The 15,534-nt window shown below is 41.2% G+C and carries 8 protein-coding genes, 16 tRNA genes and 3 rRNA genes; 3 read left to right on the top strand and 24 right to left on the bottom strand.

What is annotated here, in order from left to right:
* Window positions 1–98 precede the first annotated feature (98 nt).
* Complete coding sequence (locus LS41612_RS03835; RefSeq protein WP_024362344.1) at window positions 99–842, top strand: arylamine N-acetyltransferase family protein; 744 nt, start codon at window positions 99–101, stop codon at window positions 840–842.
* A 36-nt stretch (window positions 843–878) separates the two neighbouring features.
* On the opposite strand, the gene LS41612_RS03830 is transcribed toward LS41612_RS03835, so the two are convergent.
* Together LS41612_RS03830 and LS41612_RS03825 are read right to left on the bottom strand one after the other, a co-directional pair.
* A complete protein-coding gene (locus LS41612_RS03830) occupies window positions 879–1,970 on the bottom strand; it encodes an S-layer homology domain-containing protein (protein ID WP_024362345.1) in 1,092 nt (363 codons plus the stop codon).
* Window positions 1,971–2,931: 961 nt separating this feature from the next.
* On the bottom strand, window positions 2,932–4,152 hold the full coding sequence (locus tag LS41612_RS03825; protein WP_024362346.1) for a helix-turn-helix domain-containing protein: 1,221 nt from the start codon (window positions 4,150–4,152) through the stop codon (window positions 2,932–2,934).
* 136 nt (window positions 4,153–4,288) lie between these two features.
* Between LS41612_RS03825 and LS41612_RS03820 the strand changes: the two genes are divergently transcribed.
* Window positions 4,289–5,584, top strand: coding sequence for a S8 family peptidase (locus tag LS41612_RS03820; protein ID WP_024362347.1), 1,296 nt, complete (start codon window positions 4,289–4,291; stop codon window positions 5,582–5,584).
* A 500-nt stretch (window positions 5,585–6,084) separates the two neighbouring features.
* Here the strand turns inward: LS41612_RS03820 and LS41612_RS03815 are convergent.
* The 20 genes from LS41612_RS03815 to LS41612_RS03720 form a co-directional block, all read right to left on the bottom strand.
* Window positions 6,085–6,165, bottom strand: a tRNA-Leu gene (locus tag LS41612_RS03815).
* A 51-nt stretch (window positions 6,166–6,216) separates the two neighbouring features.
* A tRNA-Cys gene (locus tag LS41612_RS03810) sits at window positions 6,217–6,290 on the bottom strand.
* Window positions 6,291–6,297: 7 nt separating this feature from the next.
* A tRNA-Gly gene (locus tag LS41612_RS03805) sits at window positions 6,298–6,372 on the bottom strand.
* A gap of 5 nt (window positions 6,373–6,377) precedes the next feature.
* A tRNA-Gln gene (locus tag LS41612_RS03800) sits at window positions 6,378–6,452 on the bottom strand.
* Window positions 6,453–6,456: 4 nt separating this feature from the next.
* A tRNA-His gene (locus LS41612_RS03795) sits at window positions 6,457–6,532 on the bottom strand.
* Window positions 6,533–6,568: 36 nt separating this feature from the next.
* Window positions 6,569–6,644 (bottom strand) — tRNA-His (locus tag LS41612_RS03790).
* 12 nt (window positions 6,645–6,656) lie between these two features.
* A tRNA-Trp gene (locus LS41612_RS03785) sits at window positions 6,657–6,730 on the bottom strand.
* Between the two features lie 10 nt (window positions 6,731–6,740).
* Window positions 6,741–6,824, bottom strand: a tRNA-Tyr gene (locus tag LS41612_RS03780).
* Window positions 6,825–6,833: 9 nt separating this feature from the next.
* A tRNA-Thr gene (locus LS41612_RS03775) sits at window positions 6,834–6,909 on the bottom strand.
* A gap of 12 nt (window positions 6,910–6,921) precedes the next feature.
* A tRNA-Phe gene (locus LS41612_RS03770) sits at window positions 6,922–6,994 on the bottom strand.
* A gap of 19 nt (window positions 6,995–7,013) precedes the next feature.
* A tRNA-Asp gene (locus LS41612_RS03765) sits at window positions 7,014–7,089 on the bottom strand.
* A gap of 5 nt (window positions 7,090–7,094) precedes the next feature.
* Window positions 7,095–7,169, bottom strand: a tRNA-Met gene (locus LS41612_RS03760).
* Between the two features lie 28 nt (window positions 7,170–7,197).
* A tRNA-Val gene (locus LS41612_RS03755) sits at window positions 7,198–7,273 on the bottom strand.
* Between the two features lie 20 nt (window positions 7,274–7,293).
* Window positions 7,294–7,368: transfer RNA gene (locus LS41612_RS03750), tRNA-Glu, on the bottom strand.
* Between the two features lie 24 nt (window positions 7,369–7,392).
* Window positions 7,393–7,484 (bottom strand) — tRNA-Ser (locus LS41612_RS03745).
* Between the two features lie 5 nt (window positions 7,485–7,489).
* Window positions 7,490–7,566 (bottom strand) — tRNA-Asn (locus tag LS41612_RS03740).
* Window positions 7,567–7,584: 18 nt separating this feature from the next.
* A 5S ribosomal RNA gene (rrf, locus tag LS41612_RS03735) occupies window positions 7,585–7,700 on the bottom strand.
* 115 nt (window positions 7,701–7,815) lie between these two features.
* A 23S ribosomal RNA gene (locus LS41612_RS03730) occupies window positions 7,816–10,743 on the bottom strand.
* Between the two features lie 305 nt (window positions 10,744–11,048).
* Window positions 11,049–12,600, bottom strand: a 16S ribosomal RNA gene (locus LS41612_RS03725).
* Together the 16S, 23S and 5S rRNA genes with 16 tRNA genes alongside form the textbook arrangement of a ribosomal RNA operon.
* A 351-nt stretch (window positions 12,601–12,951) precedes the next feature.
* Entirely contained in the window at window positions 12,952–13,836 is an 885-nt protein-coding gene (locus LS41612_RS03720; protein ID WP_024364573.1) for a nucleotidyltransferase-like protein, read from the bottom strand.
* 150 nt (window positions 13,837–13,986) lie between these two features.
* Between LS41612_RS03720 and LS41612_RS03715 the strand changes: the two genes are divergently transcribed.
* Window positions 13,987–14,340 (top strand): YgzB family protein, encoded by a 354-nt coding sequence (locus LS41612_RS03715; RefSeq protein ID WP_024364572.1) that lies wholly within the window; start codon window positions 13,987–13,989, stop codon window positions 14,338–14,340.
* A gap of 62 nt (window positions 14,341–14,402) precedes the next feature.
* On the opposite strand, the gene LS41612_RS03710 is transcribed toward LS41612_RS03715, so the two are convergent.
* Both LS41612_RS03710 and perR read right to left on the bottom strand, forming a co-directional pair.
* Entirely contained in the window at window positions 14,403–14,765 is a 363-nt protein-coding gene (locus tag LS41612_RS03710) for a hypothetical protein (RefSeq protein ID WP_024364571.1), read from the bottom strand.
* A 231-nt stretch (window positions 14,766–14,996) separates the two neighbouring features.
* Window positions 14,997–15,440 carry a peroxide-responsive transcriptional repressor PerR gene (perR, locus tag LS41612_RS03705; protein WP_024364570.1) on the bottom strand — a complete coding sequence of 148 codons (444 nt, stop codon included), beginning with the start codon at window positions 15,438–15,440 and terminating at the stop codon, window positions 14,997–14,999.
* Window positions 15,441–15,534: the final 94 nt, after the last annotated feature.

The following is a 15,534-nucleotide window of genomic DNA, read 5'->3' as shown; positions in this document are numbered from 1 at the left end:
TTATTTAGCTCTATTTCTATTATTTTCTTTCTCTATTTTTCACGTGTATTCTAGTGCTATTTCGGTTATGTTAATTAATAAGGAAGTGAGGCGATTTTATGAATGCTCAAATTCAACAATATTTAAAATTCATTCAATTTCAAGGATCTTTAGAGCCGTCTTTAAAGCTACTTGGTCAATTACAAACGAAACATCTACATACCATTCCCTATGAAAATTTAGATGTTGCTTTGAAACGTGACATTTCCTTTGCTATCCCAGATATTTTTCAAAAAATTATTGTTCAACAACGCGGAGGCAATTGCTTTGAACTTAACATTCTATATAGCTGGCTACTACGAGAGCTCGGTTTTTCTGTAACAAATCGCTATGCGCAATTTTGGCGTAATACGGATGATAGTACACCGATTGAAGAAGTTCCCATGCACCAGCTACTTCTCGTTCAATTTGACGGCATAACTTATATCTCGGACGTAGGCGTAGGTGCTTTAGCTCCGTGTAAACCAGTACCTTTAATTGCGCATCACGAACATCGCGAGGGCAATGAGCTTTACAAAATTGAATGGCATGACACGTACGGTTGGATGCTGTATGAGCAAACATCACACAATTGGCGCCTACTGTACAACTTCACAGATAACGGGAACGATGCCAATTTTGCACCACGTCTTTCTCAACAAAAGAATAAAATCGCCATGATTCGCACCCCTACTGGTCGACATACGATGTTCAATAATGAATTTCGTATATACGAAGGGCAATCATTAACAACTTATACAACACATACCGATAAAGAATGGCTACAAGCCCTTAAACGTTTTTTTCATATATCGCTTACTTAAAAAAGGATGCATTTTTCAATGCATCCTTTTCAATCTTTAATTTGCTGTTCGTTTTAGTAACTCATAAACAACTTCCCCATTGTGAAGTTCCTTAACTAAGCCAATACCATCTACAAAATAATATGTCTTCACTACATCAATATATTTAAAGCTTTCTTCTAATATTGCTACATTTTTATAGTTAACACCACCTGCTCGAACTGTTCCATCCGTCGTTTGGACGGTAATGCGATTGCCGTTTACAGGACGTTCATCGTCTTCATGAACTATCACGCCTATTCTTAGTGGGAGCCCGATATAAAAATCGTAATGTGAGCTATACTCCTGAGCGATTGCTTGCGCATATACTGAGCCATCATAATATAATAATTCATCATGAAACGGCTTATTATTAGTCATATTCGTAATTGTCCAAACATCATTTTTATTATCATTATGACTATATTGATAATTTAATGTATATCTTAGACCATCATCAGGTGAATAATAGGCATAAGTATAGGTATAGGCAGGGTCCTTTAATAAATTAGGATTTGAAAGAGTTAATGCACGAGCTACGAATGCTGAAAAATGGGCTCTTGTTAATGGCAATTTTGGTTTAAATGAGCCATCTTGATAACCGCTCGTAATATTATTGTTCGCTACCGCTAAAATTTCTTTATAGCCCGGTGTCTTTTCTGTAACATCTGTAAAATAATATGGGCTCGTCGTTCCCTTTAATTTAAAAGCTCGTTGCAAAACAATAGCCATATCTGCTCTCGTCAACGTACCGTTTGGATTAAACTTTTTAGCTGCATCAAATATTCCAGCATTTTGTGTCGCAGCAATCTCCTTATAGTAAATATGAGATGTCGGTACATCTTGATACTTTGGATTTTTTACATTCGTTGTTTTTAAGGCTAACGCACGTGTTATCATAACAGCTACCTGTGCCCTTGTGACATACTCATTTGGCTTAAAAGTACCATTAGGATACCCTTTAATAATCCCACGCTCTACTAAATAATCTATTTCCGTACTTAACGTATTGTCCGATGATACATCTTTAAAACTAGCTGCATAAACAGGCTGAATTTGGAGTAACCCTAAAATTAAAACTACAATCAACATCTTACTTATTTTTTTCATACTATTCCCCCTATATTTACTTACATCTTTGTTATCCTATTCATCAAGTAAAATAAATATTAACTAAAAGCTGTTTTGAAGAGTTGCCTTGCATTAGTGTCCATATACCCAAGTCTTTATACATTTACACTTCTAATTGTGTACATAGCAAAACGCCCCTGCAATACGTTGCAAGGGGTGTTAATAGGTCATTTAAGTTTTAAAGTTTTTATATAAATCAAAGCCTAGCAAATTATCACTCTAGTTTCCCTTATTAGTAAGAGAGTTTATTTACTTCATCAACGCCATTCCCTATTCGCCTTCTACGAAACTACTTCCACAAGCAGTTAGTAGAAATATCTTTTTTATACATAATATACCTAAATAAACATTTGAAATATATTATACCATAAAACGAAATTCTTGTTTCGGAGTAAAATGAAAAAATATGGATTTGCAATATCCGCTAACTAGCTATGTTCTAGTAGCTATATGAACTTAGTAATTTATTGTAATTTTTCACACCATTTCAATATGGGTTGCGTTTAATTCTTATAATCCCCCTTGATGTTTAACTACCTCTTGTAATAAGACGATTCCTTATAAAACAAAAAAGAGTTCTCAAATTAATGAGAACCTTAATACATATGCAATTTTTATGCCCTAACGCAATTGGCGTTTAATCCCGGTTGCTAAATCTTTAATGCGAGAATTATGCCCGCTGAGGCTCAATATAAAGCCTAGCAAAGTACATGCTGCTACGTTTATCTTATCCAAGAAAATGGCGATTTTCCGGTTGTGAAGTGCCTCACATTTCGAGTTTGAAAAACACTGTTCCTCAATCATAAGATAGAGCCACTACCTTCTACCACTCTTGCCTTTTATAAAACTGGTGGATGAATTGGAACAGATATAATTATTACTGCAGCACTCAGTATTAAGATTGATAATCCAACATTTTTCTTCATATTCACACTCTCCTTTAGATTTCAATAAATTGCATAGCTTTCTCAAACTGCTTTTCTTGTCGATAATACTCTCCCAATAAATTAGAGAATTGTTGGTGCAATTCTTTTAATTCTTCATTATCTGCTGTAAATGGAATTAACCTCCCTTCTAAAAAATCCATTGCTTTCTTTTTTTCTTCTCCTAGCAAATATAAATAAAAAGTAGCAAATAAATTAAAACTTATTTTTTTCTTATTTTTTGCTTCTTCCTTTAGAATAGTAAAGGTTTTTATACTTTTTTCCGTTTGTTCTAAGCGAAATTGTGTAACACCTAAATTATATAAGCAAAGCAGATAATGATCACAGTTCTTTGACATTAAAGAAGCGCTTTTTTCAAAGTAAATTAATGCATTTTCATATTCCCATCTCATTTGGTACAAATCCCCCAAATTGTGATATATAGCAGGTAATAGCTGCTGTTGCTGTAATAGCTCCACATTTCTCACTAAATGTTCATAGATTTCGATTGCTTCATGAAACACTTTTCCTCGAGAGTAATTGAGTGCCAGAGACATTAATGTATAAACAATTCTTTTAAAATTAAATTGGTCCTTATAGAATTGAAGAGCTTTTTTCCCATAAATAATTGCTTGGCTTGGTTCTTCTAACCGCCCTTTTATTAAAGCGAAATGATAGTAAAACTCTCCTTCTAGTGATCCTAGTTCTGGATGTATTTGAAGTATTTGAGTTAGTTCTTTAGCTGCTTCCTCATATTTACCTTTTGTAATTAAAACTAATGCATAATAATATGAATGTAAATACCTTTCATGTTGGGAAAAATTTTGTCGGTGGGCATTTAGCCATCTTAATTGATTGTCTGCTAATTTATGCTCTTTAACAAACACATAATAACGTAACTTATAAAGTTCATATAAATAAATAGATTCTGTAAAACCTATTATTTCTTCATATTCTTTTAATCTGCTCATTGTCTCTTTTACTTTCTCATTCTCTAGGTAATTTATATGTTTTTGTAAATCATTTAATAGACAAATAATATTTTGTTCGTTATTCTCTACATCGTGAATACTAATATTTAATCGTTCTAGCAGTAGACGTATTGTCTCGCTATTTGCTTCTTTATTATTATTCTCAATTTTACTTAAATGAGGAATCGAGCAAATCCCCATCGCCACTGAATTCTGTGTCATTCCTAGCTTTGTACGATAGTACTTAATTAATGAACCTATCTTCATTTTCATAACCTCCCGTATAGAATGACTATATTTTACATTTATTATAATCATAATTTTCCCAATAATCAAAAAACCTAAATTATGGTAGATTCAAATTGTAATACTATAACTTACATTTGAAAAGGGGATGGAATGAATGAAAAAAATGAAAAGTACGTTGCTAAGTCTTTTGATTGCAGGATCAGTAATAAATCCGGTGTACGCAACAGCGATGAATAGCGAAGATAGCTCAGGAAACGACGGTGGTCAGGAGAAATTCCGTGTTTATGTTGAGACAAACAAAAAATCAGAAAAATCAACATTAAAAAATCAATATTCTGTTCGTTGGGAATTAACAGAGAACGGATTTTCAACTGATATGAATGAAAAACAATTCGAAGCATTACAGAAGAATAAAAATTTCACAGTTACAAAAGTTCCTATCGTTACATTAGATACGATAGGTTTGGAAGACGATAGTATGGTAGAAAATGAAACTCTGGATTTGGTAACTTCTTTAAGAGCTTCTCAACAAATACCTTGGGGAATTAAAGCAATTTATAACAATGATACTTTAACATCTACAACTGGAGGAAGTGACATTAATATTGCTGTACTCGATACGGGTGTAAATACTTCTCATCCTGACCTTGTCAATAACGTAGAGCAATGTAAAGACTTTACAGGTGCGACAACACCCATTAACAACAGCTGTACAGACAGAAACGGACATGGTACACATGTTGCTGGTACGGCCTTAGCTGATGGTGGAAGCGATCAAGCAGGCGTTTACGGTGTAGCTCCAAATGCTGATCTTTGGGCTTACAAAGTGTTATTAGATAGCGGCTCTGGATACTCAGATGATATTGCTGCTGCTATTCGACATGCAGCAGATCAAGCAACAGCTACTGGTACCAAAACTATTATTAGTATGTCTCTAGGTTCTTCAGCGAATAATAGCCTCATTTCAAGTGCTGTCAATTACGCATACAGTAAAGGAGTTCTAATAGTTGCTGCAGCTGGTAATTCAGGCTATGCGCAAGGAACAATTGGTTATCCGGGGGCATTACCAAATGCAATCGCCGTTGCAGCTTTAGAAAATGTACAACAAAATGGGACTTATCGTGTAGCTGATTACTCTTCACGTGGTTATATATCTACAGCTGGAGATTATGTAATCCAGGAAGGTGATATTGAAATCTCAGCTCCTGGCTCATCCGTTTATTCTACATGGTATAATGGCGGTTATAATACAATTAGCGGCACATCAATGGCTACTCCTCATGTCTCTGGTTTAGCAGCAAAAATTTGGGCTGAAAATCCGTCATTGTCTAACACGCAACTACGTTCTAACTTACAAGCAAGAGCACAATCAGTAGATATTAAAGGTGGTTATGGAGCTGCTATAGGTGATGACTACGCTTCAGGATTTGGATTTGCTCGCGTTCAATAATTTTAAAAGGTGAAGCATACTAACATTAGTAATACAAACCATCGCTTTGGTTTGTATTACTATTTTCTTGGTTTTAAACGTATTCACCAGTACCCTATTACCTCCTCCAAGTAGTATTATAGCTTCGCTTGAACTTATGCACATCATTTAAAAGAAACAATTGAAGAGAACGATCAATTGGCAATCGATACTTTTACAGAAATGTATCAGGAGAATAACAATTAACACCTCACAATGTACAAATTAAATCCAATTAAAAAAGCCCATGTTTATTTTTCAAACATGAGCTTTTTTAGTTTGCTCTCATTTATCAATCACATTTTCTCGGATTGCAGCTTGTGTAAAATGAACCTGCCTGTGTGTAAAATATGTGTAAAAAGATTTCGATTCTTATCGTTTCCTATCGTAACCCAATAAATGTAAAAAGCTCACAAACCCTTTTCTATCAAGGTTTGTGAGCTTTCTAATCTTACTAAACGTAACGTATATGTACGTGATGATACCGGTGGTCGGGGTCGAACCGACACTCCAAAGGAACACGATTTTGAGTCGTGCGCGTCTGCCAATTCCGCCACACCGGCATAATACTTTAGAGATAAAAAAAATCGGAGTATCCGATTAAGAAAAAAATATGGAGGCGGCAACCGGATTTGAACCGGTGATAAAGGTGTTGCAGACCTGTGCCTTACCACTTGGCTATGCCGCCATATTATTGGAGCGGAAGACGAGGTTCGAACTCGCGACCCCCACCTTGGCAAGGTGGTGTTCTACCACTGAACTACTTCCGCATAAATGGCTGGGGTACTAGGATTCGAACCTAGGCATGACGGAATCAAAATCCGTTGCCTTACCGCTTGGCTATACCCCAACAATGGGGCGACTGATGGGAATCGAACCCACGAATGCCGGAACCACAATCCGGTGCGTTAACCACTTCGCCACAATCGCCATTGCTTTATAGTTATATTTTAATTTTATAGTAAATGGGGCGACTGATGGGAATCGAACCCACGAATGCCGGAACCACAATCCGGTGCGTTAACCACTTCGCCACAATCGCCATAAAATTAATTGGCAGGGGCAGTAGGAATCGAACCCACACCAAAGGTTTTGGAGACCTCTATTCTACCGTTGAACTATGCCCCTATAAAAAAACTGGTGGAGGGGGACGGATTCGAACCGCCGAACCCTAAGGAGCGGATTTACAGTCCGCCGCGTTTAGCCACTTCGCTACCCCTCCGGGAAAACATGGTGCCGGCTATAGGAATCGAACCCACGACCTACTGATTACAAGTCAGTTGCTCTACCTGCTGAGCTAAACCGGCAAAAAAACATGATGGGTCAGGACGGAATCGAACCGCCGACACTTAGAGCTTCAATCTAATGCTCTACCAACTGAGCTACTGACCCATATTTATTATTTTAAAAATGGCGGTCCCGACCGGGATCGAACCGGCGATCTCCTGCGTGACAGGCAGGCATGTTAACCGCTACACCACGGGACCATTTTTGGTTGCGGAGACAGGATTTGAACCTGTGACCTTCGGGTTATGAGCCCGACGAGCTACCACTGCTCCACCCCGCGATAATACTATTTTGATTTTTTTTAAAAATGGTGGAGGATGACGGGCTCGAACCGCCGACCCTCTGCTTGTAAGGCAGATGCTCTCCCAGCTGAGCTAATCCTCCATCTGGGTATTCGTTATAAATGGTGACCCCTACGGGATTCGAACCCGTGTTACCGCCGTGAAAGGGCGGTGTCTTAACCGCTTGACCAAGGGGCCTTTATGATTGAAATCCTAAAGTGCTGGCGGAGAGTAAGGGATTTGAACCCTTGAGACAGTGTTAACCGCCTACACGATTTCCAATCGTGCTCCTTCGGCCACTCGGACAACTCTCCAAGAATGGCTCCGAAGGCAGGACTCGAACCTGCGACAACCTGATTAACAGTCAGGTGCTACTACCAACTGAGCTACTTCGGAATAATTTTAGTATGTATAGCCTAGCGACGTCCTACTCTCACAGGGGGAAGCCCCCAACTACCATCGGCGCTAAAGAGCTTAACTTCCGTGTTCGGTATGGGAACGGGTGTGACCTCTTTGCCATCATCACTAGACTATTTGAAAGACATTACCTATTATAACATATATCATTATAATTACAAGTATTTAAGAAATACTTTTTTATTCTTTCAAAACTGGATAAACGGTTCATTGAATGTTTCAAACTTTTTGGTTAAGTCCTCGATCGATTAGTATTCGTCAGCTCCATGTGTCACCACACTTCCACCTCGAACCTATCTACCTCATCGTCTTTGAGGGATCTTACTTACTTGCGTAATGGGAAATCTCATCTTGAGGGGGGCTTCATGCTTAGATGCTTTCAGCACTTATCCCGTCCACACATAGCTACCCAGCGATGCCTTTGGCAAGACAACTGGTACACCAGCGGTGTGTCCATCCCGGTCCTCTCGTACTAAGGACAGCTCCTCTCAAATTTCCTACGCCCACGACGGATAGGGACCGAACTGTCTCACGACGTTCTGAACCCAGCTCGCGTACCGCTTTAATGGGCGAACAGCCCAACCCTTGGGACCGACTACAGCCCCAGGATGCGATGAGCCGACATCGAGGTGCCAAACCTCCCCGTCGATGTGGACTCTTGGGGGAGATAAGCCTGTTATCCCCGGGGTAGCTTTTATCCGTTGAGCGATGGCCCTTCCATGCGGAACCACCGGATCACTAAGCCCGTCTTTCGACCCTGCTCGACTTGTAGGTCTCGCAGTCAAGCTCCCTTGTGCCTTTACACTCTACGAATGATTTCCAACCATTCTGAGGGAACCTTTGGGCGCCTCCGTTACCTTTTAGGAGGCGACCGCCCCAGTCAAACTGTCCGCCTGACACTGTCTCCTGCCCCGCTAAGGGGCATGGGTTAGAATTTCAATACAACCAGGGTAGTATCCCACCGACGCCTCCTTCGAAGCTGGCGCTCCGAGATCTCTGGCTCCTACCTATCCTGTACAAGTTGTACCAAAATTCAATATCAGGCTACAGTAAAGCTCCACGGGGTCTTTCCGTCCTGTCGCGGGTAACCTGCATCTTCACAGGTACTATAATTTCACCGAGTCTCTCGTTGAGACAGTGCCCAGATCGTTACGCCTTTCGTGCGGGTCGGAACTTACCCGACAAGGAATTTCGCTACCTTAGGACCGTTATAGTTACGGCCGCCGTTTACTGGGGCTTCAATTCGCAGCTTCGCTTGCGCTAACCACTCCTCTTAACCTTCCAGCACCGGGCAGGCGTCAGCCCCTATACGTCACCTTACGGTTTTGCAGAGACCTGTGTTTTTGCTAAACAGTCGCCTGGGCCTATTCACTGCGGCTCTCATGCGCTTGCACGCTCAAGAGCACCCCTTCTCCCGAAGTTACGGGGTCATTTTGCCGAGTTCCTTAACGAGAGTTCTCTCGCACACCTTAGGATTCTCTCCTCGACTACCTGTGTCGGTTTGCGGTACGGGCACCTCTCACCTCGATAGAGGCTTTTCTTGGCAGTGTGAAATCAGGAACTTCGTCCATACGGACTCGCCATCACAGCTCAACGTTACAGTGTGCGGATTTGCCTACACACACGCCTTACTGCTTGGACGCGCACAACCAACGGCGCGCTTACCCTATCCTACTGCGTCCCCCCATTTCTCAAACGGTGAGGAGGTGGTACAGGAATATCAACCTGTTGTCCATCGCCTACGCCTATCGGCCTCGGCTTAGGTCCCGACTAACCCTGAGCGGACGAGCCTTCCTCAGGAAACCTTAGTCATACGGTGGACGGGATTCTCACCCGTCTTTCGCTACTCATACCGGCATTCTCACTTCTAAGCGCTCCACCAGTCCTTCCGGTCTGACTTCAACGCACTTAGAACGCTCTCCTACCACTGACATCGTAGATGTCAATCCACAGCTTCGGTGAATCGTTTAGCCCCGATACATTTTCGGCGCAGCGTCACTCGACCAGTGAGCTATTACGCACTCTTTAAATGATGGCTGCTTCTAAGCCAACATCCTGGTTGTCTGTGCAACGCCACATCCTTTTCCACTTAACGATTACTTTGGGACCTTAGCTGGTGGTCTGGGCTGTTTCCCTTTTGACTACGGATCTTATCACTCGCAGTCTGACTCCCGTGTATAAATATCTGGCATTCGGAGTTTGTCTGAATTCGGTAAACCGGGATGGCCCCCTAGTCCAAACAGTGCTCTACCTCCAGTATTCTCATCACGAGGCTAGCCCTAAAGCTATTTCGGAGAGAACCAGCTATCTCCAAGTTCGATTGGAATTTCTCCGCTACCCACACCTCATCCCCGCACTTTTCAACGTGCGTGGGTTCGGGCCTCCAGTAAGTGTTACCTCACCTTCACCCTGGACATGGGTAGATCACCTGGTTTCGGGTCTACGACCACGTACTAATTCGCCCTATTCAGACTCGCTTTCGCTGCGGCTCCGCCTTCTAAAGCTTAACCTCGCACGTAATCGTAACTCGCCGGTTCATTCTACAAAAGGCACGCTATCACCCATTAACGGGCTCTAACTACTTGTAGGCACACGGTTTCAGGATCTCTTTCACTCCCCTTCCGGGGTGCTTTTCACCTTTCCCTCACGGTACTGGTTCACTATCGGTCACTAGGTAGTATTTAGCCTTGGGAGATGGTCCTCCCGGATTCCGACGGAATTTCACGTGTTCCGCCGTACTCAGGATCCACTCTGGAGGGAACGAACTTTCGACTACAGGGCTTTTACCTGCTCTGGCGGACCTTTCCAAGTCGCTTCATCTAACTCATTCCTTTGTAACTCCGTATAGAGTGTCCTACAACCCCAAGAGGCAAGCCTCTTGGTTTGGGCTCTTCCCGTTTCGCTCGCCGCTACTCAGGGAATCGATTTTTCTTTCTCTTCCTCCAGGTACTTAGATGTTTCAGTTCCCTGGGTCTGCCTTCAAGACGCTATGTATTCACGTCAAGATACTACGCGATTAAACGTAGTGGGTTCCCCCATTCGGAAATCTCCGGATCAAAGCTCACTTACAGCTCCCCGAAGCATATCGGTGTTAGTGCCGTCCTTCTTCGGCTCCTAGTGCCAAGGCATTCGCCGTGCGCCCTTAATAACTTAACCTATCGGCTTCCAATCCACTGCGCATTTCGTTGTCAGCTTCTCTCGTTCAATCAGTCACGTACGTAAGTACGCTCCTTCATTCACTCGTTCGCTTCCTAGAACTGCTTGTGTCTTGAAACCCTATTTCGTTATTAAGCCTATAAAAAACTTAAAAAATAAATGTGTTTGTTACAATTTCAATGTCGTTTTATCCAGTTTTCAAAGAACAAATTTTGAAGTGTTTCATTCAGAAGAATGAACCTTCAAAACTGAACGCAAAACGTAATCTTACAAACCCAAGGTTTGTATTCCGAAAATATCCTTAGAAAGGAGGTGATCCAGCCGCACCTTCCGATACGGCTACCTTGTTACGACTTCACCCCAATCATCTATCCCACCTTCGGCGGCTGGCTCCAAAAGGTTACCTCACCGACTTCGGGTGTTACAAACTCTCGTGGTGTGACGGGCGGTGTGTACAAGGCCCGGGAACGTATTCACCGCGGCATGCTGATCCGCGATTACTAGCGATTCCGGCTTCATGTAGGCGAGTTGCAGCCTACAATCCGAACTGAGAACGACTTTATCGGATTAGCTCCCTCTCGCGAGTTGGCAACCGTTTGTATCGTCCATTGTAGCACGTGTGTAGCCCAGGTCATAAGGGGCATGATGATTTGACGTCATCCCCACCTTCCTCCGGTTTGTCACCGGCAGTCACCTTAGAGTGCCCAACTAAATGATGGCAACTAAGATCAAGGGTTGCGCTCGTTGCGGGACTTAACCCAACATCTCACGACACGAGCTGACGACAACCATGCACCACCTGTCACCGTTGTCCCCGAAGGGAAAACCATATCTCTACAGTGGTCAACGGGATGTCAAGACCTGGTAAGGTTCTTCGCGTTGCTTCGAATTAAACCACATGCTCCACCGCTTGTGCGGGCCCCCGTCAATTCCTTTGAGTTTCAGTCTTGCGACCGTACTCCCCAGGCGGAGTGCTTAATGCGTTAGCTGCAGCACTAAGGGGCGGAAACCCCCTAACACTTAGCACTCATCGTTTACGGCGTGGACTACCAGGGTATCTAATCCTGTTTGCTCCCCACGCTTTCGCGCCTCAGTGTCAGTTACAGACCAGATAGTCGCCTTCGCCACTGGTGTTCCTCCAAATCTCTACGCATTTCACCGCTACACTTGGAATTCCACTATCCTCTTCTGCACTCAAGTCTCCCAGTTTCCAATGACCCTCCACGGTTGAGCCGTGGGCTTTCACATCAGACTTAAGAAACCACCTGCGCGCGCTTTACGCCCAATAATTCCGGACAACGCTTGCCACCTACGTATTACCGCGGCTGCTGGCACGTAGTTAGCCGTGGCTTTCTAATAAGGTACCGTCAAGGTACAGCCAGTTACTACTGTACTTGTTCTTCCCTTACAACAGAGTTTTACGAACCGAAATCCTTCTTCACTCACGCGGCGTTGCTCCATCAGGCTTTCGCCCATTGTGGAAGATTCCCTACTGCTGCCTCCCGTAGGAGTCTGGGCCGTGTCTCAGTCCCAGTGTGGCCGATCACCCTCTCAGGTCGGCTACGCATCGTTGCCTTGGTGAGCCGTTACCTCACCAACTAGCTAATGCGCCGCGGGCCCATCCTATAGCGACAGCCGAGACCGTCTTTCAGTATTGTCCCATGAGAGACAAGAGATTATTCGGTATTAGCCCCGGTTTCCCGGAGTTATCCCAAACTATAGGGTAGGTTGCCCACGTGTTACTCACCCGTCCGCCGCTAACGTCAAAGGAGCAAGCTCCTTCTCTGTTCGCTCGACTTGCATGTATTAGGCACGCCGCCAGCGTTCGTCCTGAGCCAGGATCAAACTCTCCATAAAAGAAATTTGATTAGCTCAAATTGTTTTGCTGGCATCAATTTTGATGTCCAAAATTTTGTTTCGTTCACTAACGAAGTTAGCTAATAAAAACTATATTGATTACGTTTTGCTTGTTCAGTTTTCAAGGTTCATTTTGTTTCGTCGTTTTTCAGCGACTTCTTTATATTAACATCTCACTCAATTTGTGTCAACAACTTTTTAAAAGTTTTTTTCACTGATTTTTCCGAGTGTTTCTGTTACGTCTTAGCGACAATTAATATAATACAATATCATTATATTAAACGTCAACACTTTTTTAAAAAAAATATCGAGATACATTTTTATACCTCGATTACTAGCATACTACAAGGTTTATTCAAATTCTATAGACTCTTTATTCACCTTATAATGTCGATGAAATATCATTTCACTTTTTGCAACGACAGGGTCAATTAGAATGTAGCCTTTCCCCACTAAATATTCTACGAATACTTCTAAGTCAACGGAATAGTTTACAAGCTCTTGGTGATCATGTAATTCCTGTATAGTCCATGACTCTTTTGTTTGCATTACTTCTAATATATGTTGCGCTCCGTCATGTGTACGTGAATGAATCAAAAACTCACTTGCTAAAAATAGAAGCTCTAAACGCTTTTCAATTGGTTCACTGCTCATAACAAGTTCTTCGTAAAGCTTGTAAATGGCTGGTTCAATTTTTTTCACTTGTGCCCACACCGTAACTTCTGGATACAACCCACTATCTATAATGGACAATCGCCCTAAATGATGCAAGGAATCTACTACATGATTGTATGCATCTAGGTAACTACCCTTATCAAAATATTCTTTTCCTTCTAAGTAACGACGAATTAACTTTGAGAATTGAATACCCGTTTTAATTTTCCGACCACTAAACGGAAACTCTTGCAGTTCAATTTTTAGTTTATGAAGGAACTCATTGCGATCAAACAACACTCTCCCAAAGAAAATCCAATCAACGACTTTCTTATTAGAGCCGATTAGTAACCATTTCCGTAACAATTTTTCTGTAACAGTATGTAAGGCTACCTTATTTCCCTCATATAGGTAGTGCTTTGTATAAACAGGCTGATCCGCTTCTTTCACGATAATTAGTAATACCGTATCAAATGTGTCAGTAACATTACTTTGCTCTTCACGTTTCTCCATTAAAATAACACCTAATGTATTAGACTGACTCGCGCGTTCTTGATATATAGGACGCAATACTTGCTCCATGTTCAGCCCTCCTCTATTTATTGTAAGACCTTTATTTCGTTAAAATTTCGACATACTCTAAAACTATTCCTTCTTTGACTCCTACTCAAAGCTAAAATACTTCGTTCTTATATGTTATAGTAGATTTTAGATTGGGAGGCAAGATATTGTATGAAACCTTACAAAAGTAAAATTAATAAAATCCGTTCATTCGCATTAGCACTTATTTTTATCGGCTTTGTTGTTATGTATGGGGGGATATTCTTTAAAAACAATCCCATCCTTGTCTTAATCTTCATGACACTTGGTTTACTATGTATTATTGGTAGTACAGTTGTCTATGCTTGGATTGGCCTTCTCTCTACAAGAGCCGTTCAAGTAGAATGCCCAAATTGTCATAAGCATACGAAAGTTTTAGGTCGAGTTGATATGTGCATGTACTGCAATGAACCGTTAACTCTTGATCCTACACTTGAAGGAAAAGAGTTCGACCAATCTTATAATAACAAAGCAAAAAAATCCTAGTCCTCAAGAGCTAGGATTTTTTGTTATTGTTGTAATTTAGGTCAGTTAATCACTGCTACCAATTATATACTCACTATATATTTAGTAATTTGTTTTTCTTTTAAACCAGCTATGCCTGTTTTTAAAAATTTTTGTTGGTTCTGTCTGTCATCGAATGATTTTATCATTTGGTCTACTAATTTTTGTGCAATCATATCGTTTATGTCACCAAAAGAATGTTCTTTTTCTTCTTGCTTTGATATTTTCACTTCTCTTACAACGACCTTTTCCCCATTTTCTTTCGTGACTATATGACGTATATAACCATCCTCTTTTCTTATTTCATATGTTGCTTTTCTTTTCTTTACTAAAAATAAATCCTCCGATAAACGCTCTTCTTTTTTCAATGTACTAAAGTAATTACTACTCCCTAATTGTACATTCATTCAATCCCTCCTCTCTAGTTACTGTTAATACAAAGTTGCTATATCAACACAGCAGTTTTTTGAACCATCAACACCTTGTCAATTTTCATCACGCTATTAATATCGTGAATATTTGGGCTTTTTAAAGCAATTTTCGCCACTCCACAATAAAAAGCAAGCGAGCAAAACGCCCACTTGCCTCTTTAAATTATTCACTCTTAACCTTATTAAAACCCAAAGACCACAAGAAATTTACTGTACTTTCGCTTCAACATCTTTACAAGCTGGACATGTGCCGTATATTTCTAGACGGTGTGAATGCACATCAAAGTCTGTTACTTGAGAAGCAAAGTGTTCGATTTCATCTAAACCTGGGTAATGGAAATCGACAATCTTACCACAGCATTCACAAATCATATGATAGTGATCGTTGGTCACAAAATCAAAACGGCTAGAAGCATCCCCATACGTCAACTCTTTCACTAATCCTACTTCCCGGAAAACTCGTAAATTATTGTAGACAGTTGCTACACTCATATTCGGAAATTTCCCTTCAAGTGCTTTATAAATTTCATCGGCAGTTGGATGTGTCATCGATTGAATTAAATATTCTAAAATAGCATGACGCTGAGGAGTAATGCGTACACCAGTTGTTTTTAACGTGTCAAGTGCATCCTGTAAATGCGGTATAGACATCGTCATGCACCCCTTTTCATAAGTATTATTAATTTATAATTGTTACAATTAGTGTATCGAATTAAGCTAACATCTGTCAACATTCGCCTATGCG

The organism is Lysinibacillus sphaericus, from assembly GCF_002982115.1.
Lineage (GTDB): Bacteria > Bacillota > Bacilli > Bacillales_A > Planococcaceae > Lysinibacillus > Lysinibacillus sphaericus.
Note: the sequence above shows the minus strand (reverse complement) of the source record. Positions and strands in the feature narration are given on the sequence as shown.

Bases quoted from the DNA above. Each gene is read 5' to 3' on its own strand.
- LS41612_RS03835 (WP_024362344.1), top strand. From the start codon at position 99: ATGAATGCTCAAATTCAACAATATTTAAAATTCATTCAATTTCAAGGA.
- LS41612_RS03830 (WP_024362345.1), bottom strand. From the start codon at position 1,970: ATGAAAAAAATAAGTAAGATGTTGATTGTAGTTTTAATTTTAGGGTTA.
- LS41612_RS03825 (WP_024362346.1), bottom strand. From the start codon at position 4,152: ATGAAGATAGGTTCATTAATTAAGTACTATCGTACAAAGCTAGGAATG.
- LS41612_RS03820 (WP_024362347.1), top strand. From the start codon at position 4,289: ATGAAAAAAATGAAAAGTACGTTGCTAAGTCTTTTGATTGCAGGATCA.
- LS41612_RS03720 (WP_024364573.1), bottom strand. From the start codon at position 13,836: ATGGAGCAAGTATTGCGTCCTATATATCAAGAACGCGCGAGTCAGTCT.
- LS41612_RS03715 (WP_024364572.1), top strand. From the start codon at position 13,987: ATGAAACCTTACAAAAGTAAAATTAATAAAATCCGTTCATTCGCATTA.
- LS41612_RS03710 (WP_024364571.1), bottom strand. From the start codon at position 14,765: ATGAATGTACAATTAGGGAGTAGTAATTACTTTAGTACATTGAAAAAA.
- perR (WP_024364570.1), bottom strand. From the start codon at position 15,440: ATGTCTATACCGCATTTACAGGATGCACTTGACACGTTAAAAACAACT.